20 protein-coding genes are annotated in these 20,693 nt (G+C 63.0%); 13 read left to right on the top strand and 7 right to left on the bottom strand.

The window, feature by feature from the left end; all coding sequences use genetic code 11:
- Nucleotides 1–30: 30 nt before the first annotated feature.
- From denD to LMTR13_RS23465, 5 genes are all read right to left on the bottom strand, one after another.
- Nucleotides 31–1,014 carry a D-erythronate dehydrogenase gene (gene denD, locus LMTR13_RS23445; protein ID WP_065729884.1) on the bottom strand — a complete coding sequence of 328 codons (984 nt, stop codon included), beginning with the start codon at nt 1,012–1,014 and terminating at the stop codon, nt 31–33.
- Between the two features lie 47 nt (nt 1,015–1,061).
- Entirely contained in the window at nt 1,062–1,988 is a 927-nt protein-coding gene (locus LMTR13_RS23450; RefSeq protein WP_065729885.1) for a carbohydrate ABC transporter permease, read from the bottom strand.
- Nucleotides 1,981–2,940, bottom strand: a complete 960-nt coding sequence (locus LMTR13_RS23455) for a carbohydrate ABC transporter permease (RefSeq protein WP_065729886.1) — start codon at nt 2,938–2,940, stop codon at nt 1,981–1,983. Before LMTR13_RS23455 ends, LMTR13_RS23450 begins: the two co-directional genes overlap by 8 nt.
- A 115-nt stretch (nt 2,941–3,055) precedes the next feature.
- Nucleotides 3,056–4,375, bottom strand: a complete 1,320-nt coding sequence (locus LMTR13_RS23460; RefSeq protein ID WP_065729887.1) for an ABC transporter substrate-binding protein — start codon at nt 4,373–4,375, stop codon at nt 3,056–3,058.
- Between the two features lie 57 nt (nt 4,376–4,432).
- Nucleotides 4,433–5,500: an ABC transporter ATP-binding protein gene (locus tag LMTR13_RS23465; RefSeq protein WP_065729888.1), complete on the bottom strand. Its 1,068-nt coding sequence runs from the start codon at nt 5,498–5,500 to the stop codon at nt 4,433–4,435.
- Nucleotides 5,501–5,693: 193 nt separating this feature from the next.
- Here LMTR13_RS23465 and gntR point away from each other — a divergent pair, with 193 nt between their 5' ends.
- The 4 genes from gntR (at nt 5,694) to LMTR13_RS23485 (ending at nt 10,451) form a co-directional block, all read left to right on the top strand.
- Nucleotides 5,694–6,725, top strand: a complete 1,032-nt coding sequence (gene gntR / locus LMTR13_RS23470; RefSeq protein WP_065729889.1) for an HTH-type transcriptional regulator GntR — start codon at nt 5,694–5,696, stop codon at nt 6,723–6,725.
- Nucleotides 6,726–6,902: 177 nt separating this feature from the next.
- The gene (locus LMTR13_RS23475; protein WP_065729890.1) at nt 6,903–8,723 is read left to right on the top strand and encodes an IlvD/Edd family dehydratase; all 1,821 of its coding nucleotides are present in this window, start codon (nt 6,903–6,905) and stop codon (nt 8,721–8,723) included.
- 123 nt (nt 8,724–8,846) lie between these two features.
- Entirely contained in the window at nt 8,847–9,581 is a 735-nt protein-coding gene (locus LMTR13_RS23480) for an SDR family oxidoreductase (RefSeq protein ID WP_065732928.1), read from the top strand.
- A 123-nt stretch (nt 9,582–9,704) separates the two neighbouring features.
- Nucleotides 9,705–10,451, top strand: a complete 747-nt coding sequence (locus LMTR13_RS23485) for an SDR family NAD(P)-dependent oxidoreductase (RefSeq protein ID WP_065729891.1) — start codon at nt 9,705–9,707, stop codon at nt 10,449–10,451.
- Here LMTR13_RS23485 and LMTR13_RS23490 read toward each other — a convergent pair.
- Nucleotides 10,448–11,362, bottom strand: coding sequence for a DMT family transporter (locus LMTR13_RS23490; protein ID WP_065729892.1), 915 nt, complete (start codon nt 11,360–11,362; stop codon nt 10,448–10,450). The two genes, LMTR13_RS23485 and LMTR13_RS23490, sit on opposite strands and share 4 nt — an antisense overlap.
- Before the next feature lie 90 nt (nt 11,363–11,452).
- On the opposite strand from LMTR13_RS23490, the gene LMTR13_RS23495 reads away from it, so the two are divergent.
- From LMTR13_RS23495 to LMTR13_RS23505, 3 genes are read left to right on the top strand one after another with little or no spacing between them, the layout of a single operon-like run.
- Nucleotides 11,453–12,364, top strand: a complete 912-nt coding sequence (locus LMTR13_RS23495; RefSeq protein ID WP_083219157.1) for a LysR family transcriptional regulator — start codon at nt 11,453–11,455, stop codon at nt 12,362–12,364.
- A gap of 10 nt (nt 12,365–12,374) precedes the next feature.
- Nucleotides 12,375–13,055, top strand: a complete 681-nt coding sequence (locus LMTR13_RS23500; protein WP_065729893.1) for a site-2 protease family protein — start codon at nt 12,375–12,377, stop codon at nt 13,053–13,055.
- A 44-nt stretch (nt 13,056–13,099) separates the two neighbouring features.
- Nucleotides 13,100–13,534, top strand: coding sequence for a hypothetical protein (locus LMTR13_RS23505; RefSeq protein ID WP_083219158.1), 435 nt, complete (start codon nt 13,100–13,102; stop codon nt 13,532–13,534).
- Nucleotides 13,535–13,578: 44 nt separating this feature from the next.
- Here the strand turns inward: LMTR13_RS23505 and LMTR13_RS23510 are convergent, their stop codons facing one another.
- Entirely contained in the window at nt 13,579–14,490 is a 912-nt protein-coding gene (locus LMTR13_RS23510; protein ID WP_065729894.1) for a helix-turn-helix domain-containing protein, read from the bottom strand.
- A 173-nt stretch (nt 14,491–14,663) separates the two neighbouring features.
- Here LMTR13_RS23510 and LMTR13_RS23515 point away from each other — a divergent pair, with 173 nt between their 5' ends.
- From LMTR13_RS23515 to LMTR13_RS23540, 6 genes are read left to right on the top strand one after another with little or no spacing between them, the layout of a single operon-like run.
- Nucleotides 14,664–15,887: an amino acid ABC transporter substrate-binding protein gene (locus LMTR13_RS23515; RefSeq protein WP_065732930.1), complete on the top strand. Its 1,224-nt coding sequence runs from the start codon at nt 14,664–14,666 to the stop codon at nt 15,885–15,887.
- Between the two features lie 31 nt (nt 15,888–15,918).
- Nucleotides 15,919–16,788, top strand: a complete 870-nt coding sequence (locus tag LMTR13_RS23520) for a branched-chain amino acid ABC transporter permease (protein ID WP_236843060.1) — start codon at nt 15,919–15,921, stop codon at nt 16,786–16,788.
- On the top strand, nt 16,785–17,729 hold the full coding sequence (locus LMTR13_RS23525) for a branched-chain amino acid ABC transporter permease (protein ID WP_065729895.1): 945 nt from the start codon (nt 16,785–16,787) through the stop codon (nt 17,727–17,729). Before LMTR13_RS23520 ends, LMTR13_RS23525 begins: the two co-directional genes overlap by 4 nt.
- Nucleotides 17,726–18,475: an ABC transporter ATP-binding protein gene (locus tag LMTR13_RS23530; protein ID WP_065729896.1), complete on the top strand. Its 750-nt coding sequence runs from the start codon at nt 17,726–17,728 to the stop codon at nt 18,473–18,475. Before LMTR13_RS23525 ends, LMTR13_RS23530 begins: the two co-directional genes overlap by 4 nt.
- Nucleotides 18,468–19,202: an ABC transporter ATP-binding protein gene (locus tag LMTR13_RS23535; RefSeq protein WP_065729897.1), complete on the top strand. Its 735-nt coding sequence runs from the start codon at nt 18,468–18,470 to the stop codon at nt 19,200–19,202. The genes LMTR13_RS23530 and LMTR13_RS23535 overlap by 8 nt, the downstream gene beginning before the upstream one ends.
- Before the next feature lie 24 nt (nt 19,203–19,226).
- A complete protein-coding gene (locus tag LMTR13_RS23540) occupies nt 19,227–20,678 on the top strand; it encodes an aldehyde dehydrogenase (RefSeq protein ID WP_065729898.1) in 1,452 nt (483 codons plus the stop codon).
- The last annotated feature ends 15 nt before the right edge of the window (nt 20,679–20,693 follow it).

Below are 20,693 nucleotides of genomic sequence, written 5' to 3' on the forward strand. Positions count from 1 at the left end.
CGCATCCGCACGACTTAGCGTGAGATCACGTCACGCCACAAACTTGCCGCCGAGTTCATCCTCGATGTGAATTCGGATGATGTCGTCAAACGTCTTCTCGGCGGTGGTGAAGCCGAGCTTGAGTGCGCGGTCGGTGACGAAGTCGCGCGGCCAGCCAGAGACAATACCGATGATGGTTGGATCGGGCAGACGCTTGATGCGCGCGGTGACGTTCTTGCCGGCGACGCGATCGAGCGCCGCGATCTGTTCGCCGACGGTCACCGACATGCCGGGCATGCTCAGGTTACGCCGCGGCCCGATCGCGTTGAGGTCCATGGTGCCGGCGTGGACCAGAAAGCCAACCGCCGATTTCGGCGAGGCGTGCCAGTGCCGTACGTCCTCGGAGACCGGCAATACGGCCTCCTCGCCCGCCAGTGGCTCGCGGATGATGTTGGAAAAGAAGCCGGAGGCCGCCTTGTTCGGCTTGCCTGGCCGCACGCAAATCGTCGGCAGGCGGATCGAGATGCCGTCGAGCAGGCCCTTGCGGGTGTAATCGTTGATCAGGAGTTCGCAGATCGACTTCTGCGTGCCATAGCTCGTCAGTGGCGTATGGAAGAATTCGTCGCCGATCTTTTCCGGGAACGGCGCGCCGAACACCGCGATCGAGGACGTGAACACCAGCCGCGGCTTGTAGCCGCCGCCGGCGTGGCGGATGGCGTCGATCAGGTATCGCGTGCCGTCGAGATTGATCCGATAGCCCTTGTCGAATTCGGCTTCCGCTTCGCCCGAGACGATAGCGGCGAGATGAAAGATCACCTCCGGCCGATCCGCGATCAGCGGTTCCGCCGCGCCCGGGTCGGCAAAATCGGAAGCCACGACTTGAATCGGGATCGACGCGTTGGGCTTCGTGGGCGCCACCACGTCCTGCAGCGTCATGCGGGTGATATCGCGGCTGCCGAGGCGGCCATCGCGCAGCAGCCGCTCGGTCAGCTTGCGGCCCACCATGCCGGCGGCGCCCAGAATCAGAACGTGCAAGACCCGTCTCCTTTTTGAACCCTGTTATCTGATACGGGCCTCAGGCATCACTCCTTCACGGCACCCGTCATGGCCGACACATAATGCTCGACGAAGAAGGCGTAAAGGATGACCAGCGGCAAGGAGCCCGCCAGCGCCCCCGCCATCAGCGAGCCCCAGCGATAGACGTCGCCGTCGACGAACTCGTTGACGATCGCGACCGGCACGGTCTTGTTCTGCACCGATTGCAGGAAGGTCAGCGCGTAGATGAATTCGTTCCAGCACAGCGTGAAGCAGAAGATGAAGGCCGAGATCAGCCCGGGCACGGCGAGCGGCAGCACGATCTTGATCAGGATCTGCCATCGGCTGGCGCCGTCGATCAGTGCGCATTCCTCGAGCTCGAACGGGATGGTCTTGAAGTAACCCATCAGGAGCCAGGTCGAGAACGGGATCAGGATGGTCGGATAGGTCAGGATCAGCGCCAGCGGTGAATCGAACAAGCCGTACTGAAACACGACGGTGGCGAGCGGAATAAACAGGATTGACGGCGGCACCAGGTAGGCAAGGAAAATCAGACCGCCGACGACGTTGGCGCCTTTATAGCGCAACCGCACAATCGCATAGGCGGCAAGCACGGATGCTACGATCGACAGGAAGGTAGCACAGACCGCCACATACATCGTGTTCCACAGCCACATCGGATAGTGGCTTTCGAACAGCAGCTTGTAGAAGTGCTTGAAGGTCGGATTCCAGGTCCAGAACGGGCTGTAGGTGTCCATATCCAGGAGCTGCGCATCCGGCTTCACGGCGGTGAGCCCCATCCAGTAGAACGGGAACAGCAGCACGAACACGATGATCGATAGCGGCAGATAGAGTGTCACCAGCCGGCGCGGTACCGACTGCAGATAGCTCATGCCCTCGGAATGGTCCGCGGTCGGCGCCGAAGACGTCAGCACACCCTTGAGATTAACGTGCGTGGTCGGGAGATCAGTCATTGCTCTCTCCCTGCTGCCACTTACGGCGCTGCAACCCAAACCAGGAAATCATGATGGCACCGAGCAGGAACGGGATCATGGCGCTGGCGATCGCCGCGCCCTCGCCGAGCTGGCCGCCGATAATCGCGCGCTGATAGGACAGTGTCGCCATCAGGTGCGTGGCGTTGACCGGGCCGCCGCGGGTCATCGCCCAGATGAGCTGGAAGTCGGTGAAGGTGAACAGCACCGAGAACGTCATCACGACCGCGATGATCGGCGTGAGCAAGGGATAGGTGATGTGTCGGAACATCTGCCAGCGCGATGCACCGTCGAGCGTTGCGGCCTCATACAACGAGGGCGACACCGTCTGCAGCCCGGCCAGCAGCGTGATCGCGACGAACGGCACGCCGCGCCAGATGTTGGCGAAGATCACGCAGATCCGTGCCCACGTGGTGTCGCCGAGGAAGTTGATGTTCTGGCTGATCAGGCCGAGATGCTTCAGCGACCAGGAGATGATCGAGAATTGCGAGTCGAAGATCCACCAGAATGCCAGTGCCGAAAGCACGGTCGGCACGATGAAGGGGATCAGCACCATGGCGCGCAGCATCGCCTTGAACGGCATGTTCTCGTTGAGCAGCAGCGCGAGATAAAGGCCGATGCCGAATTTGATGGCGCTGGCGAGGAACGTGTAGAGTAGCGTGTTGAACACCGACAGCCAGAACACCGCGTCGTCCCACAGCCACTCGTAGTTCTCGTAGCCGATAAACTGGCCGACCCTGCCGATCTTGGTGTCGGTGAAGGAGAGCCAGACGCCCAGGCCCAGCGGATAGGCCAGGAACAGGATCAGGAACGCCATTGCAGGCACCATGAACCAGAAGCCCAGCCAGTTGTGGTTGTGCTTGAGCTGGTCCCACGAAGTCGCTTCGCGGATCTGCGATTTGGCTTTTGCCGGCGCGAATGCAATGTCAGCCATGAGCCAATCCTTGGGCCGATTCCTTGGGCCGATTCCTTGGGCCGATTCCTCGGCGATGTCGCTTCTGGTTGGGTTGGAACGGGCGGCGGGATGCCGCCGCCCGCCCTATTTCTCGTCAGCGGTAGATGCGCTTCAGCGACCGCTCGGCTTCCGCCATCGCGGTCTTGGCATCCTTGGAACCGGTGCAGTAGTTGGCGAACATGTCGACCACGATGAAGTCGGCGATCGCGGTTGCCGCCTTCTCGCCGACCTTGCCGATGCCGGAAGCCGGCAGCGCGCGCTTGGAAGCCTGGGCGAACACCGCGTTCTTCGGATCGGCGGTCCAGACCGGCGAAGCTTCGTAGGCGTTCAGCGTATGGGTCAGGTAGCCGCGCGAACCGGTCAGCCACTTGTCGAAATTTTCCTTCTCCAGCATGAAGGCGACGAAGGCCTTCGCGGCGTTCGGATATTTCGTGAAATTGAACGCCAGGATCGGAACGGTGAGTTGCAGCTCGGTCGGCTTGCCGATTGGACCGACCGGATACAGCGCGTGCTGGGTATCCTCGGTGATCTCTTTCTTGGTCGGGTCATCCTTGGCGGCGACATAGATCGAGATGCCGTTCGCGGTGCAGTACAGCTCGCCTGCAAGGTAGGCCTTGTTGTTGGAGGAATCGTTCCACGACGCCGTACCCGGAATAAAGGTCTCGGAAAGCGCCTTGACATATTCCAGCGCCTTCGCCGTCTCCGGCGAGTTGATGATGACCTTGTCGTCCTTATCGACGGTCCACGCGTTGTGGCCCCACAGCATCCAGTGCAGCCAGCCGTTGGCATCGCCGGAGGCATGGCCGAGCGCGAAGCCGGCCGGCGTGTTATTCTTCTTCAGCGCCTTGCACAGTTCGAGGAAGCTCGGGAAGTCCTTCGGGAACTCCTTGAAGCCGGCCTTGTCGGTCGCCGACTTGCGGTAGGTCATGTAGCCGCCGATCGTGGCGACGGGGATACCGAGCCAGTCATTGCCCTGCTTGCAGGTCAGCGCCGCCGCATCGGTCCAGCCGCCGTACTTCTTGCCGAGATAGTCGGCAACGTCGTTCATCTTCAGGACCTTGGTGGGGAAGAGCTGCGGCAGCGTATGCAGCCCCCAGACCATGTCGAGGCCCGAACCGGTGTTGGCGGAGACCGACGCCTTCGGCTGCACGTCCTCGAAAGCCTCGCTGAACACATTCATCTGGGTGCCGGTTGCGGACTGGAACGCCGCCACCATGGCGTTGAACGCCTCGTCCTCCGCCGGCACGAAACGCTTCCAGCGCATCACGGTGAGCTTGGCGCCCTGCTCCGCCTTCCACGGCGAAGCTTGCGCCCAAGCCTTGGCGAAATCGAGCAGTGCGGGTCCGGTCAGCGCGCCGGCTGCCGCCAGCGCGGTGCCACCCTGCAGCAGAGAGCGGCGGGTAAAATCATGCATAGTCCATCCTCCCTTTTGAATATTTTTGGTTATTGCTCAGCCACTTTTAGTTATCGCTCAGCCATTCAGTCGCTTGCCGGTCGTCTCGTCGAACAAATGCACGAGCGCCGGATCCGGCTTGAGCCGGACCATGTCGCCCGGACTGAATTGATGCCGCTCGCGGAACACGGCGACCACCTGCTCTCCGCCGAGCTTGGCGAAGACCTGGGTTTCCGAACCGGTCGGCTCGACCACGACGATCTCGGCTTCGGCGCCGTCGTCGGCGATGGTGAAATGCTCGGGCCGCACGCCATAGACGGCCGGCTGGCCCTCGGAGTTGGCGGGCGCCGTCTTCAGCGGCAGCTTGACGCCGTTCGGACCCTCGAAGCCGGCGCTGCCGTTCGACTTCACCTTGCCTTTAAGGAAATTCATCGCCGGCGAGCCGATGAAGCCCGCGACGAACTGGTTCGCCGGGGTGTCGTAGAGTTCGAGCGGGGTGCCCATCTGCTCCACGATGCCGTCATGCATCACCACGATCTTGTCGGCCATCGTCATGGCCTCGATCTGGTCGTGGGTGACATAGACCGTTGTGGTCTTGAGCCGCTGGTGCAGTTCCTTGATCTCGGTACGCATCGCAACGCGCAGCTTGGCGTCGAGGTTGGACAAGGGCTCGTCGAACAGGAACACTTGCGGGTCGCGCACAATGGCGCGGCCCATGGCGACGCGCTGGCGCTGGCCGCCCGACAATTGCCGGGGATAGCGATCGAGCAACGGGGTCAGCGCGAGAATTTCCGCGGCGCGCTTGACGCCGGTCGAGATTTCCTCGGGCTTGGCGCCGCGCAGCTTGAGCGAAAAGCCCATATTGTCGGCGACCGTCATATGCGGATAGAGCGCATAGTTCTGAAACACCATGGCAATGTCGCGCTCTTTGGGCTGGACATTGTTGACCACGCGATCGCCGATCGAAATCGTGCCGGAGGTGATGTTTTCGAGGCCTGCGAGCATCCGCAGCAAGGTCGACTTGCCACAGCCGGAGGGGCCGACAAGCACGACGAACTCGCCATCCTCGATCGGAATCGACACGCCGTGCAAAACTTCAAAATTACCGAACGACTTGCGCACGTCGCGAATCTGTACCGACGACATCGAACTCTCTCCCCTCATTTTCTGCTTTGTGGCGCCACAGACGGGCGACGACGCCATGCTGTCTTTTCGACTCTAATGCCGGAAGTCGAATTCAACGGTCATTATCATCCGCAGTTTGGCGGCTTTTAGCAATCCGATGGTAGCGCTGTCAATAATTGTTCAAACGTCTAATTTGTTGTGATATGAGCGCAAGATGGGACGAAAACAGACAAAGTCTGGCAAAATCCGCCTCACCGAGGTCGCCAAGCTCGCTGGCGTCAGCCCAATCACGGCATCGCGTTTTTTCCGGAACCCCGAAGCGCTGTCGCCGAGCAAGCGGGAACGGGTCGACAGCGCCGTGAAGGAACTGGGTTACGTACCCAATCTCGCCGCGCGCGCCCTCGCCTCGCACCGCACCGAAGTCATCGGCGTTGTCATTCCTTCTCTCACCAACAATGTGTTCGCCGATGTGTTGCGCGGCATCTACGATTCCTCCGAAGGTAGCCGTTACACCATTCAACTTGCCAATACGCGCTACAGCATCCTGCAGGAGGAAAAGCTGCTGCGCCTGTTTCGGGCGCAGAAGCCTGCGGGATTGATCGTCACCGGAATCAACCAAACCGCGGAATCGCGCACGATCCTGGAGTCGATGAATTGCCCGGTCACGCAGATCATGGAGATCGGCGACAGTCCTGTCGACATGATGGTCGGCTTCTCGCACTACGATGCAGCTTCTGCGGCGATTTCGCACATCCTCGAACAGGGACGCCGCCGCATCGGATTTCTCGGTGCGCGAATGGACCCCCGCGTGCAGCGGCGGTTCGAAGGGTATCGGGATGCCATGAAAGCGGCCTCGCTGTTCGACCCGAACCTCATCGTCACCACTTCCGTACCCACGACCGTCACGCTTGGCGGAACGCTGTTCGCCGACCTCCTTGCCCAGACGCCCGATATCGACGCGGTCTTCTGCGTCAATGACGACATCGCGCTCGGAGTTCTCTTCGAATGCCAGCGTCGGCAGATATCGATTCCCCGTGACCTGGCCATTGTCGGCTTCAACGACCTGGAATTCACCGCCGCCGCGGTCCCCTCGATCACCAGTGTCCGAACCAATCGCTATGAAATGGGCCGCCACGCCGTCACGATGGTGATCGAAGCGATCGAAGGCCGTCGCCCGCGGAAGCCGGTTGTCGACCTCGGATTTCAGTTGATGGTCCGTGAGAGCTCCACGCCGCAAAGCGCTTGATGGTCGATGCCGGGCATCGATGGACGCCTGAGAAAATGGTAGCGCTATCTTTTGGGCCGAACTAAGATCGTGTGCTCAAATAGAGACGGCAAGCGCGTTGCAGCGGATGAAATTTTCGGCATCGTCCATCGCTGCCGTAATTGAGCCGGTCACGCGTTTGCAGTGCGGGAGGAACCAATGAAAAAGAGCGACAACAAGACTGCGACAAATGGCAAGGGCCGAAGGCTACGTTCCCTCGAGTGGTTCGACAATCCGCATAATCCGGGAATGACGGCGCTCTATCTCGAGCGCTACCTCAATTACGGCCTGACGCGGGAGGAATTGCAATCCGGCAAGCCGATCATCGGCATCGCCCAGACCGGCAACGACCTCTCCCCCTGCAACCGCCACCATCTCGACCTGGCGCATCGCGTACGTGAGGGCATTCGCGCCGCCGGCGGCATCGCCATGGAATTCCCGACGCACCCGATCCAGGAGACCGGCAAGCGGCCGACGGCCGCGCTCGACCGCAACCTCGCCTATCTCGGACTGGTCGAAGTCCTGTTCGGCTATCCCCTCGACGGCGTGGTGCTGACCACCGGCTGCGACAAGACTACGCCGGCCTGCCTGATGGCGGCGGCGACCGTCAATCTGCCCGCGATCGTGCTCTCGGGCGGCCCGATGCTGAACGGCTGGCACAACGGCGAGCGCACCGGCTCCGGCACCATCGTCTGGAAAGCCCGCGAGATGCTTGCCGCCGGCGAGATCGACTACAACGGGTTCATCGAACTCGTGGCTTCCTCGACCCCGTCGGTCGGCCATTGCAATACCATGGGCACCGCCTCGACCATGAACTCGCTCGCAGAAGCACTCGGCATGTCGCTGCCGGGCTGCGCGGCGATCCCGGCGCCGCATCGCGAGCGCGGTCAGATCGCCTACGAGACGGGAAAACGGATCGTCGAAATGGTCTGGGAGGATCTCAAGCCTTCCGACATTCTGACCCGCAAGGCATTCGAAAACTGCATCGTGGTGAATTCGGCGATCGGCGGCTCGACCAACGCGCCGATCCACATCAACGCGCTGGCGCGGCATATCGGCGTCGAGCTCTCGATCGACGACTGGCAGAAACACGGCCATGACATCCCGCTCTTGGTGAACATGCAGCCGGCCGGCTTCTATCTCGGCGAGGAATACCATCGCGCCGGCGGCGTCCCGGCGGTGGTGCGCGAACTGATGGCGCACAAGCGCATCCATGAGGACGCCGTCACGGTCAACGGCCGCAGTATCGGCGAGAACTGCCGCGAGGCGCCCAAGCCCGACGGTGACGTGATCTGGAACTACGACAAGCCGCTGGTAAGGGATGCCGGCTTCCTGGTGCTGCGCGGCAACCTGTTCGATTCCGCGATCATGAAGACCAGCGTAATCTCCAAGGAATTTCGCGAGCGTTACCTGGTCAATCCGAAAGACCCGAATGCGTTCGAGGGGCGCGCCATCGTGTTCGAGGGACCGGAGGACTATCACGACCGGATCGACGATCCCTCGCTCAATATCGACGAGCACTGCGTGCTGTTCATCCGCGGCGCGGGGCCGATCGGCTATCCCGGCGGCGCCGAGGTCGTCAACATGCAGCCGCCGGCGGCGCTGATCAAACGCGGCATTCTTTCCCTGCCTTGCATCGGCGACGGAAGGCAGTCCGGCACGTCGGGGTCGCCCTCGATCCTCAACGCTTCGCCGGAAGCCGCCGCCGATGGCGGCCTGGCGATCCTGCAGACCGGCGACAAGGTTCGCATCGACCTCAACACGGGCGACGCCAACATCCTGATCACGAGCGATGAATTGAAGAAGCGCCGCGCCGAGTTGAAGGACAAGGGCGGCTTCCCCTACCCGGTCAACCAGACGCCGTGGCAGGAGCTCTACCGCTCGACCGTCGGCCAGCAGGCCACCGGCGCCTGCATGGAGCTGGCCACGCGTTATCAGAATATCGCCGGCACAGTCGGCGTGGCGCGGGATAATCATTAGTTAGCAAGATCGTCATTGCCGGGCTTGACCCGGCAATCCATTCTTTTGCGAAGAAGATGGATACGCGGGTCAAGCCCGCGTATGACGTCGAGAAACAATCCTCAATCGCTCAAGGAAGAAAAAATGTCGGACCGCCTGAAGGGCAAGCGCGCATTCGTCACCGCCGCAGCCGTTGGAATCGGCCGCGCCTGCGCCGTCGCCTTTGCGCGTGAAGGGGCAACGGTGTTCGCCACCGATATCGACGAGGCCAAACTCGCCGCACTCAAGAGCGAGGGCATCGCGGAAGTGGCGAGGCTCGACGTGCGCGACAGCGCAGCCGTCGCCGCCATTGCCAAGCGCGCCGGCACGACCGACATCCTGCTCAACGCCGCAGGCTTCGTGCACCACGGCACGGTGCTGGATTGCTCCGACGAAGACTTTGATTTTTCGTTCGACCTCAACGTCAAGTCGATGCACCGCACGATCCGCGCATTCCTGCCGGGCATGCTGGAAAATGGCCGCGGCGCGATCGTGAACATTTCTTCCGCGGCCGGCGTATTCAAGGCCGCGCCGAACCGCTACGTCTATGGCGCGACCAAGGCCGCCGTCGCGGCGCTGACGCGCTCGGTCGCCACCGACTTCATTGCCAAGGGTATCCGGTGCAACTGTATCTGTCCCGGCACGATCGAGACGCCGTCGATGCTGGAGCGTGCGGCGGCAGCAGGTCCCAACGGGCGCGAGATGTTCATTGCCCGGCAGCCAATGGGACGGCTCGGCACCGCCGAGGAGATCGCAGCGCTCGCCATCTATCTCGCCAGCGACGAAAGCGCGTTCACCACCGGCGTCGCCCACGTCATCGACGGCGGCTGGACGTTGTAAACGCAATCTTCATCCTGAGGAGCCGCAAAGCGGCGTCTCGAAGGATGGGCCACGGGCCTCATGGTTCGAGACGCGCCAAGGCGCTCCTCACCATGAGGAACTTCGAGCGGAAAGGAAATCTCCATGAACAAGATCGATCTGGACGGCCGCCTCGCCGTCGTCACCGGCGGGGCACAGGGTTTTGGGCGTGCAATCACCGAACGCTTCGTGTCGTCAGGCGCGAAGGTCGCGATCTGGGATTTTGACCTGCCGCTTGCGGAAAGGACCGCGAAGGAAATCGGTCCGGCCGTAGCCGCCTTCAAGGTCGACGTCTCCGACCTCGCCGCCGTCGAGAAGACGCGTGACGAGACGCTCAAGGCGCTCGGCAAGATCGACATCCTCGTCAACAATGCCGGCATCGCCGGCGTCAACAAGACGGTCTGGGAGACCGACCTCGAGGAATGGCGCAAGGTACTGCGCATCAACCTCGACGGCCCCTTCATCTGCTGCAAGGCGGTGGTGCCTGCGATGCTGCAGCAGAAATACGGCCGCATCGTCAACATCGCTTCCATCGCCGGCAAGGAAGGCAACCCCAACGCCGCGCATTACTCGGCCTCGAAGGCCGGCCTGATCGCGCTGACCAAGTCGCTCGGCAAGGAACTCGCGCAGCACGACATCCTCGTCAACGCGGTGACGCCGGCCGCGGCCAAGACCGCAATCTTCGATCAGTTGACGCAACAGCACATCGATTTCATGCTGTCGAAGATTCCGAAGGGGCGCTTTGTCCTGGTGGAAGAACTCGCGGCGATGGTGGCCTGGCTGGCGTCGGAAGATTGTGCGTTCTCGACGGGTGCAGTGTTCGACATCTCCGGTGGCCGCGCGACGTACTAGTCAATAGGCACTCGGGACAATCGCGTTGCCGATGCAGGAGACCGGCCCGAAGTCGTAGCGATCCAGATGCCAGCGAACACCGCGAGGATGCCGGCAACAAGATTCCAGCGGAGCGGTTCGTCCAGCAAGGCGGCGCCAACGAGCGACGCGGTGATCGGATTGACGGTGACCGAGATCGCGACGCGGGTCGGCGTTGTGCGCGCGAGCGCGAACGCCCAAAGATAAAACGTCAGCGCGCTGCCGAAGGCACCGAGATATATGGCAGCCAGCCATTGCGGGAGCTCGAAAGCTGCGACGGGCGCAAAACTGCCGCGCCAGTATGAGATCAGGACAAGACACACAGCCCCGACGCCCATGGATACGGTCGTGAAGGGAATTGGCCCGGAGCGAGCGATGAATGGCTTGGACCAGATGCTGTAGAGCGCCATGCACAGGGCCGCGGCGACCATCAGCAAATCGCCGCGCCAAGCCCCCGGCGGCGCGGAAGCAAGGTTGGACAGAAGCGCCAGGGCGACCCCAAGCGTTGCGATCACGACGCCGATCGATTTGCGTACCGTAAGGGCCTCGCTGCCGAGCGCCGCTCCCACCACCATCGTCAGCAACGGAAGCGTCGACAAGGCAAGGGCGCCCCGCGCCGCTGTCGTGAAAATCAGAGACGCATTGAACAGGATTGGGAACAGGGCGAAGTACAGCACGCCCAACCCGGCAACGCTCAACCAGTCGGGACGCCGCGGCCACTGCGCGCCTTGCAGAAGGGCCACCGGCAACAACAGCAGAAAACCGATGCCGAACCGAAACGAACCGATCGCCAGTGGATCAACCGCATTCACCAGATAGCGCGTTGCCCCGATCGAAGTCCCGCCCAGGCCGCTTGATAGGACTGCCGCCAACACGCCCCATGCCTCGCTCATACACTTTCCCCTTCCGGCTTGCGTGCAAAGTAGGGAGGGTTTAGTAATCAAGAAATGGAATTTCTATGATGGAGGAAATAACGTTTAGTTATGAGCGCACCCGTCCTCGATCCGGATCTCTTGAAGGCTTTCGTGGCGGTGGCCGACAGCCGCTCGTTCACGCGCGCGGCTACCCAACTTAATCGGACCCAATCCGCGGTTAGCATGCAGATCAAGCGCCTGGAGGAACGCCTCGGCGTCGAGCTGTTCAATCGCACCAAAGCCAATGTCGATTTGAGTTCCGCAGGCGAAGGGCTGCTCGGATACGCAAGGCGCATCCTGACGCTAAACGATGAGGCCGTGGGCAAGCTGCGGGAGCGCAAGATCGAAGGCGTCGTGCGCCTGGGCGTGATGGACGACTACGGGACCTTGATCGTTCCGCCCGTGTTGGCGAGCTTTGCCGCCTGTTACCCGCTGGTCCATGTCGAGATGGAGATAGGACTCACCTCTTCCATGCCCGCGCGCCTCGGCAAAGCCTATGACCTCGTCATTGCGATGCACCCGGAGGGACATGGCGAGGGTGAATTCCTGCGCCGCGAACAGGCTGCCTGGGCAACCGGTGCGTTTCACCCCGTTGAGCAGCAGAATCCGTTGCCGCTCGCGCTTTATCCGCAGGGCTGCCTGTTCCGAAAATGGGCAATTGAGGCACTGGATGCCGCCAAGCGGCCCTGGCGGCTGGCTTTCGTCAGCCACAGCCTTGCGGCCGTCGAGTCAGTTGCGGCGCAGGGGCTTGCGGTGACGATCGTGAAGGCAGGTACATTTCCGCCGAAGCTGCGTCCCTTATCGGAGCGCGACGGCATGCCGCGACTACCGGCCGCGGACATTTGCCTGCACCGCACCGCGAATCTATCACGGGCGGGCACGCTGCTCGCGGACCACTTGCGCTCTACCATCTCAAATCATCTTGATGAGGTTTCGGTGCGGCGTGCAACGCGCGACGCCATTCCGATCGCCTTCAACTGAGCGGTATCTCGTGAACATCTCATTGTACGCCATCTCCGTCTGGATTCTCCCGCTCCTGATCGCGATCACCTTCCACGAGGCCGCCCACGCCTTCGTGGCATACAAGCTCGGCGACAACACCGCCTGGCAGCTCGGACGGGTCAGCTTCAATCCCTTTAAGCATATCGATCCCTTTGGCACCGTCATCCTCCCCGGCATTCTGTTGCTGTCGCATTCGCCGTTCCTGTTTGGCTATGCCAAGCCGGTCCCGGTGAATTTCCGGAACCTGAACCATCCCCGGTTCGACATGGTCTGGGTGGCGCTGGCCGGCCCCGCCACCAACATCGCTTTGGCGCTTGTCACGGCCTTGGCCTTCCACGCCCTGCCTTTGGTGCCGGCGGAGGCCGCCAAATGGACGGCGGACAACCTCAAAAATGCTTTCCTGATCAATATCGTGCTGGCAATCTTCAATATGATGCCGATCCCGCCGCTGGATGGCGGCCGGGTCGCCGTCGGGCTCCTGCCGCGGGTGCTGGCATACCCGCTGTCGCGGCTGGAACCCTATGGGATACTGATCCTGCTCGGTCTCCTGATCCTGCTTCCTATCATCGGCGCGCAGCTCGGCCTAAATCTTGATGTTATTTCGGCGATACTACGGACACTGATCGGTTATGTGAGCGGCGCCCTTCTCTTCATCACCGGCAACGCCTAAGTTCAGATAGAAAAGAACGGACAAAGAGGAATCGGCTAGGGGCCATGGCGACAAAAGCTGCCGACATGTTGATCGCACGACGCGCCGATACCCGCGCGAGGGCAGATTTTGCAACATGGAAAATGCTGGCCAAGCTCAACGGCTTCACCGCCCTGCCCGCCGAGGCACAGAACTTTCTCGAAGGCTACAGGCAGTTACTCCTTGCGAGGATGACCGAGGCAGACGCTTCCGAGGCCACCATCCAGCTCATGTACAAGAGCTATTATGCTGAGATGGGCGGCTCCGGGACGCCGCCCGAACTTCCTTCCCGCGCGAGCGAGCCGGTCACCGATACCGGCAAGGTCACCGCATTCCGCCGGCCGCCCCCACGGTCCAAGCCTGCCGCATCGGGACCAGCGACGAAACGGCCACTTCCGGTGGCACTGATCTTTGCGTGCCTCGCCATCGTCTACGTCAGCATTCGCTACTTCTGGCGCTGAGGCGGCGCGTTCCCGTACTGGTTGCTTTTCTTGACACGATCGCTTCACGGCCACGCCGCGTAGGACGGACCGCTGCGTGCGTGCTCCAGCCGGATCTGCCGGCGATAGCTGCCCGGTGACGCGCCGCAATACTTGCGGAAGAAGCGATTGAAGTAGGCGGGATCGCGAAAACCCAGGCCGTATCCGATCTGCTCGACGGGAAGATCGAGCTGCTGCAGCCGCGTACAGGCCTCGCGAACCAGGCGCTCGTGGATGATCGCGCGCGGGCCGCAGTTTTTCTCCCGTTGGCAATGGGCGTGCAGCTTGTCGGACGTGACGCCGAGCGCATCCGCATAGCGCGCCACTGGCCAGCCGTCGCGGTAATGCAGTTCGACCATTTGCAGGAAATTGCCGACCAGCGCCGGACCACCGCCACGCGCTGTAATCTCCTGACGCTCATCATGCGAGGCGCTGAGCCGGCAGAGTTGTAAACACAGCAACAGCAGATGTGAGGCAATCAGCGTCGCGCCGCCAAAGCCGGGCGCGCGCAACTCCGCAACGATCGCGCGGCAGGATTCGGCGATCGTATCGAGATGTGGGGGAAGCGTCTCGCCGGCAACCAGCGCAACGCGCTCAGTGGTTCTGCGCAGATGCAGCGCCTCGGCACTGCCCGCGATAATCTTGATCAGGAAGGCATCGTCCACCGACATCAGGAACCCCCGCGCGCCGGGACCAACGTGCAGCGCTGCATCGGTGCTGCCCGGCAACCAGAGCAGCGCCGGTGCTTCGAGCGCGACACCGGTTCCGTGCCATGAAGCCCGGCCGCGGTCCGATTGCAGCAACAATAGATGCGCCCGGCGCTCCGCCTTCTGGCGGATGACCCACGATCGAGCCGCCAGGGCGGCCGAAAAAGCCTCCGCACGTACCGCCAGCGCGATGCCGACCGGCAGTCTGTTCAAGCCTGCTGAAGCCGACATGGCCTCGTCTCCTGAGACAATCCGCCGCCAGTGAAGCGGAAGATTTGCCAGAAAAGTACAATCTTTCCCCGGCTTCGTCCAATTCCAAGCTTCCGGCAACCTCCCCTAACGTCAGGGCGATCACGAGCGCCAGTTCAATGGCGCCGGTCGACGCACCCTGGGAGGATAAGATGATGACATTCCTGACGCGGCGCACCGCCCTGCTGGCGGCCGCCACCTGCGCTGCCACGCTCGGCTTGACGGCCATTGCAGAGGCTCAGACCTCGATCAAGATCGGCTATGCAATCTCACGCACCGGCCCCAACACCGGAGGCGCCGCGGTCACTACGATTCCCAACTACGAATTGTGGGTGAAGGAAGTGAATGCCGCCGGCGGCATCAAGCTTGGCGACAAGCGCGTTCCGATCGAGGTCGTGCAATATGACGACCGCTCCAATGCCGAAGAGGCCGTGCGCGCGCTCGAGCGGCTGATCAACCAGGACAAGGTCGATTTCATCCTGCCGCCATGGGGCACCGGCCTCAATCTGGCGGTTGGTCCGACGCTCAACCGCGAAGGCTATCCGCACCTCGCCGCCACCGCCGTGACCGACCGCGCCCCTGAACTCGCCAAGCGCTGGCCCAACAGTTTCTGGCTGCTCGGCACCAGCGCCGATGCGTCCAAGACGCTGGTAGAGTTGCTGTCCAAGCTGCGCGACGAAAAGAAGATAGGCGACACCGTGGCAATGGTCAGCATTGCCGACGGCTTCGGGATCGATCTGTCGTCGGCGGCGCGGCCGGCTCTCACCAACGCGAAGTTCAAGCTCGCCTACGACAAGAGCTATCCGATCGGCACGCAGGATCTCGCCCCGATCGTCAACGAGATAAAGGCACTCAATCCCGATGTCTTCATCGCCTTCAGCTATCCGCCGGATACGTTGGCATTGACCGAGCAATCGCGCATCGCAGGGCTCAATCCGAAGGTGTTCTATACCGGCGTCGGCACCGCCTTCCCGCTCTATAAGCAAAAGTTCGGCAAGAATACCGAAGGCGTGATGGGCATCGGCGGCTGGAGCGGCGACAGCCCGGCGATCAAGGACTATCTCGCACGCCACAAGGCCTCCGCCGCCAACGGCGCCGAGCCGGACCGCTGGGCGAGCGCGGTCACCTATGCGAGCCTGCAAATGCTGCAGCAGGCGATCGAACGCGTCGGCAAGATCGACCGCGCCGCCGTGATCAAGGACCTGCAGACCGGCACGTTCGATACCGTGATCGGTAAGGTCAAGCTCGAGAACAACATGCCCACGCGCTTCTGGTGGGTCGGCCAGTGGCAGGGCGGCGAGTTCTACGGCATCGCGCCGGCAAAGAACGAAGGCGCGCGGACCGCGATCGTTCCGAAACCGGCGTGGGTCGCACCGTAACGTATCAAGATAGACCTACGGCCGGCAAACCATGACCAATGCCATTCTGACCGGCCTGATGCTGGGCGGCATGTATGCGCTCATCGCCATGGGGCTCACGCTCCAGTACGGCGTTGCGCGTATCATGAACCTCTCCTACGGCGAGTTCCTGATCGCTGCCGCCTTTGCATCGCACTGGTTGTTTACCGGCTGGGCGGTCAGTCCCTTTGTTGGACTGGCGCTGGTCGTCCCCCTCGCCTTCGTGCTGAATTTTGCGATCTACAAGCTGCTGCTCACACCACTGGTGCGCCGCGCGCCCAACCGCGACGCGTTGGAAGTGGACAGCATTCTCGCAACCTTTGGCCTCACCTTCGTCATTCAGGGCTCGATGCTCGCGCTGTTCGGCGGCGCCTATTACAGCTATTCGTTCCTGGCCTTCCCGGTGCAGTTTCTCGGCGAGACGGTTGCAGCCAACCGCCTCGCCGCGCTCGGCATCACCATCCTGCTCGGTCTGGCGCTCTATGCCGCGCTGACTCGCACCCGCGCCGGCACGGCGGTGCGCGCCGTCGCCGTCGATCCTTTCGCCGCACAGCTTGTCGCAATCAATGTGCCGCAGGCTTCCGCGTTGACCTTTGCGCTCGGCGGCGCGCTGGTCGCCGCCGCCGGCGTGCTGGTCAGCACGTTTCTCACCTTCAGTGCATCATCCGGCGTCGTCTTCACCATGAAAGCGTTGATCGTCGTCGTGATGGGGGGCGTCGGCAACATGCTGGGCTGCCTGGTTGCGGGACTGGCGCTTGGTCTCAGCGAGGCGCTGGTCGCCTCCTATGTCGATCCCGGCCTCACGCTTGCAGTCAATTTCGCACTGTTTCTTGCCGTGTTGCTGGTGAAGCCGGCCGGCCTGTTTGGCAGGGCGACACGATGAGCGCGCGTACCGCCGGCTTCGGTGCCGTTGCGCTCGCAGCGTTTGCGCTGCTGGCGCTCGTGCCGCGCCTCGGCAACCCCTACTACCTCGCGCTCGCCATCAGCCTGTTGCAATACACCGTGCTGGCGACGGCCTGGGGCATGTTCTCCGGGCCCACACGCTATGTCTCGCTGGCAACGACCGCCTTCTTCGGTGTCGGCGCCTACACCGTTGCCGTGCTGGGCGAGATCCTGCCGTGGCCGCTGGTGCTGCTGATCGCAGCGGCGCTCGGCGCTGTGGTGGCTGCCATTGTCGGGCTGTCGACGCTGCGCTTGAGCGGGGTGTATTTCGTCATCTTCACGTTTGGTTTGACCGAATTGATCCGCCAACTCGTGGTCTGGTTCGAGGTCAACAAGTCTCGCGTGCTCGGGCGCTATGTCTTCGTCAATATCACCCAAGCCGATATTTACTGGCAGTTGCTGGCGCTGACCGCCGCTGTATTCCTGCTGGGCTGGCTGATCGCGCGCTCGCGCCTCGGTTTCGCGCTGCGGGTGATCGGCGAAGACGAGACCGTCGCAAAACATTGCGGGATCAATACCACCTTCGCCAAGGTCGCCCTATTCACGATCAGCGCCACCGTCATGACGCTGGTCGGCGCAATCATGGCGCCGCGCTGGACCTATATCGAGCCGTCAATCGCCTTCAATGCGATGATCTCGTTTCAGGTGCTGATCATGGCGCTACTCGGCGGCGCGCACCGGCTGTGGGGGCCGGTGCTTGGTGCCGTGCCGCTGACGCTACTGTTCGAACTGCTGAGTGCGCGCTTTCCGAACACGTTCACGATCATCCTCGGCTGCATCTTCCTATTGATCGTCTACATGCTGCCGAGGGGCGTCGCGGGATTGCTCGAGAAGCTATCGACGACGGCGGGCGGCAAAACCACGCAACGGGCAGCCGCATGAGCCAGGGCAGCGGAACACCAGTCCTGACGATCAGCGGGTTGCGGCGCGCGTTCGGCGGGCTCGTCGCGGTCAACGATCTCGGCTTCGCGGTCGCTCAAGGCGAAATCATGGGCCTGCTCGGGCCCAACGGGTCGGGCAAGACCACGGCCCTCAATCTGATCTCGGGCGTGCTGCGTCCCGATGCCGGAACCATCCGCCTGATGGGCCAGGATATCGCGGGCCTTGCGTCGTACCGGATCGCGCGGCTCGGCCTTGCCCGGACGTTTCAGCTCGTCCGCGTGCTCGACGGCATGGATTGCCGCGAGAACATCAAGGCGGGGCTCGCGTTCCAGAGACCGCATCTGCCCACCTCCGAGGCAGAACTACGGATCGACACGCTGCTGCATCGGGTCGGCCTCACCGGACACGACCGGCGGCGGGCGACCGACCTCACCTATATCGACCGCAAACGGCTCGAGCTTGCCCGCGCGCTTGCCGCGAAGCCGCGGCTGCTGCTGCTCGACGAATGGCTCGCCGGGCTCAACCCATCGGAGCTTGCGATCGGCATCGACCTGATCCGGTCATTGCGGGCTGACGGAATCACCATCGTGTTAGTCGAGCATGTGATGGGCGCGGTTCGCGCGCTGTGTGACCGCTGTATCGTGATGAGCAGCGGCCGCAAGATTGCCGATGGCGCCACCGCCGACGTGCTGAGCGATGCGGCGGTCGTGAAGGCCTATCTCGGTGGGGTGGCAGCCGATGCTTGAGGTCAAAAATCTCAGCCTCGCCTATGGCCTGCACCGCGCGCTCGACGGCGTCGCCCTCAACGTCGGCCGCGGCGAGATCGTCACGATCCTCGGCGCCAACGGCGCCGGCAAGACCTCGCTGCTGAAGGCCATCGCCGGCGTCGTGCGTACGCTTCCCGGCAAGCAGGTGCGCCTTGGCGGTCGCGATATCTCAGCACTCGCCGCGCACGACATCGTCGAAAGCGGTCTGGCGCTGGTGCCCGAAGGCCGCGGCATTTTTGGCGATCTGACGGTGAAGGAAAATCTCCTGCTCGGCGCCAATCCGAAGCGTGCCCGCGACGGCGAAGCCGCGCGGCGCGAACGGGTGCTTGCGCTGTTTCCGCGCCTGCGCGAACGCGCCGCCCAGATCGCGCGCACCATGAGCGGCGGCGAACAGCAGATGCTCGCCATCGGCCGCGCACTGATGTCCAATCCCGATATCCTACTCCTCGACGAGCCGTCGCTCGGGCTCTCGCCCGCCATGGTGCAGGAATTGTTCGCCACCTTGCTGCGGGTGCGCGAGGCCGGTGTCGGGCTTCTGCTCGTCGAACAGAACGCGCAGGAGAGCCTGCGGATCGCCGACCGCGGCTATGTGCTCGAGAACGGTGCCATCGTCGGGCACGGCACTGCCGACCATTTGAAGTCAGATCCCGCCGTCCAGCGCGCCTATCTCGGCGGCGTACGGCCGGCCACCGCATCATCATCGTAACGCCACGCTTGAGGAGAGAAAGCCATGTATGAAATCTCGCTGCTGCTCGAGAGCAAGGATGTCCCGGCGTCGAACGGCGCGACGTTCGATCGCCTGAATCCGGTCACTGGCGATCTCGCAAGCCGCGCCGCGGCAGCCCAAATCGCGGATGCGAAGCGCGCCGCCGACACTGCTGCCGCCGCCTTCCCGGCATGGTCCGCCACCGGCCCCGGCGCCCGCCGCGCGATCCTGTTGAAGGCCGCCGATCTTCTGGCGTCGAAGGCGTCGCAATTCATCGAGCTGATGGCCGCGGAAACCGGCGCGACCGCCGGGTGGGCCGGCTTCAACGTTCACCTCGCCGCCGGCATGCTGCGCGAGGCCGCCGCCATGACCACGCAGATTTCGGGCGAGGTCATCCCCTCGGACAAGCCGGGCTGCATCGCGATGGCCGTGCGCCAACCCGCAGGCGTCGTGCTGAGCATGGCGCCGTGGAACGCGCCGGTCATTCTCGGCGTGCGCGCCATCGCGCTGCCGCTGGCCTGCGGCAATACCGTCGTGCTGAAAGCCTCCGAAATTTGCCCGGGAACCCACCGGCTGATCGCCGAATGCCTGCGCGACGCCGGCCTGCCGCCGGGCGTGCTCAACGTCATCACCAACGCGCCTGAAGACGCCCCTGCCCTGATCGAGACGTTGATCGGCCATCCCGCCGTACGCCGCGTCAATTTCACCGGCTCGACGCGCGTCGGCCGCATCATCGCGCAGGTAGCGGCGAAGTATCTGAAGCCAGCCCTGCTCGAACTCGGGGGCAAGGCGCCGATGATCGTGCTCGACGACGCCGACATCGACGCCGCCGTTGCCGCCGCAGCGTTCGGCGCCTTCATGAACCAGGGCCAGATCTGCATGTCGACCGAGCGCCTCGTCGTCGACGAGAAGATTGCAGACGTCTTCGTAACGAAGCTCGCGGCGAAAGCCGGATCGCTTGTCGCCGGCGATCCGCGCAAGGGCAGCGCGCCGCTGGGATCGCTGATCGGCACCGATGCCGCAGCGCGCATCCAGGCTCTGATCAACGATGCCGTCAGCAAGGGCGCCAAGGTGGTTGCGGGCGGACGCAGCGAGGGCACATTGATGTCGGCGACGGTGATCGACGGCGTCAACTCGTCGATGCGGATTTACGGCGAGGAGTCGTTCGGACCGGTGGTCTGCGTCGTGCGCGTCAATGGCGTGGACGAAGCCGTTCGCGTCGCCAATGATACCGAGTACGGGTTATCGGCCGCCGTGTTCGGTCGCGACATCGCCCGCGCGTTCGACGTCGCCAAGCGCATCGATTCCGGCATCTGCCACGTCAACGGTCCGACCGTTCACGACGAGGCGCAGATGCCGTTCGGCGGCGTCAAGGCGTCGGGCTATGGCCGCTTCGGCGGCAAGGCCGGCATCGCCGAATTCACCGAATTGCGCTGGATCACGATCGAGACGGGGCCGCAGCACTATCCGATCTAGCGCGGGAGTGCGGGC

Source organism: Bradyrhizobium icense (genome assembly GCF_001693385.1).
Lineage (GTDB): Bacteria > Pseudomonadota > Alphaproteobacteria > Rhizobiales > Xanthobacteraceae > Bradyrhizobium > Bradyrhizobium icense.

What these genes read in the sequence shown, in the direction of transcription:
- LMTR13_RS23495 (WP_083219157.1), top strand. Translation starts at nt 11,453, where the DNA reads ATGAGCGCACCCGTCCTCGATCCGGATCTCTTGAAGGCTTTCGTGGCG.
- LMTR13_RS23515 (WP_065732930.1), top strand. Translation starts at nt 14,664, where the DNA reads ATGACATTCCTGACGCGGCGCACCGCCCTGCTGGCGGCCGCCACCTGC.
- LMTR13_RS23465 (WP_065729888.1), bottom strand. Translation starts at nt 5,500, where the DNA reads ATGTCGTCGGTACAGATTCGCGACGTGCGCAAGTCGTTCGGTAATTTT.
- LMTR13_RS23455 (WP_065729886.1), bottom strand. Translation starts at nt 2,940, where the DNA reads ATGGCTGACATTGCATTCGCGCCGGCAAAAGCCAAATCGCAGATCCGC.
- LMTR13_RS23535 (WP_065729897.1), top strand. Translation starts at nt 18,468, where the DNA reads ATGCTTGAGGTCAAAAATCTCAGCCTCGCCTATGGCCTGCACCGCGCG.
- LMTR13_RS23505 (WP_083219158.1), top strand. Translation starts at nt 13,100, where the DNA reads ATGGCGACAAAAGCTGCCGACATGTTGATCGCACGACGCGCCGATACC.
- LMTR13_RS23490 (WP_065729892.1), bottom strand. Translation starts at nt 11,362, where the DNA reads ATGAGCGAGGCATGGGGCGTGTTGGCGGCAGTCCTATCAAGCGGCCTG.
- LMTR13_RS23525 (WP_065729895.1), top strand. Translation starts at nt 16,785, where the DNA reads ATGAGCGCGCGTACCGCCGGCTTCGGTGCCGTTGCGCTCGCAGCGTTT.
- LMTR13_RS23540 (WP_065729898.1), top strand. Translation starts at nt 19,227, where the DNA reads ATGTATGAAATCTCGCTGCTGCTCGAGAGCAAGGATGTCCCGGCGTCG.
- LMTR13_RS23450 (WP_065729885.1), bottom strand. Translation starts at nt 1,988, where the DNA reads ATGACTGATCTCCCGACCACGCACGTTAATCTCAAGGGTGTGCTGACG.
- LMTR13_RS23460 (WP_065729887.1), bottom strand. Translation starts at nt 4,375, where the DNA reads ATGCATGATTTTACCCGCCGCTCTCTGCTGCAGGGTGGCACCGCGCTG.
- LMTR13_RS23475 (WP_065729890.1), top strand. Translation starts at nt 6,903, where the DNA reads ATGAAAAAGAGCGACAACAAGACTGCGACAAATGGCAAGGGCCGAAGG.
- gntR (WP_065729889.1), top strand. Translation starts at nt 5,694, where the DNA reads ATGGGACGAAAACAGACAAAGTCTGGCAAAATCCGCCTCACCGAGGTC.
- LMTR13_RS23520 (WP_236843060.1), top strand. Translation starts at nt 15,919, where the DNA reads ATGACCAATGCCATTCTGACCGGCCTGATGCTGGGCGGCATGTATGCG.
- LMTR13_RS23480 (WP_065732928.1), top strand. Translation starts at nt 8,847, where the DNA reads ATGTCGGACCGCCTGAAGGGCAAGCGCGCATTCGTCACCGCCGCAGCC.
- LMTR13_RS23530 (WP_065729896.1), top strand. Translation starts at nt 17,726, where the DNA reads ATGAGCCAGGGCAGCGGAACACCAGTCCTGACGATCAGCGGGTTGCGG.
- LMTR13_RS23510 (WP_065729894.1), bottom strand. Translation starts at nt 14,490, where the DNA reads ATGTCGGCTTCAGCAGGCTTGAACAGACTGCCGGTCGGCATCGCGCTG.
- LMTR13_RS23485 (WP_065729891.1), top strand. Translation starts at nt 9,705, where the DNA reads ATGAACAAGATCGATCTGGACGGCCGCCTCGCCGTCGTCACCGGCGGG.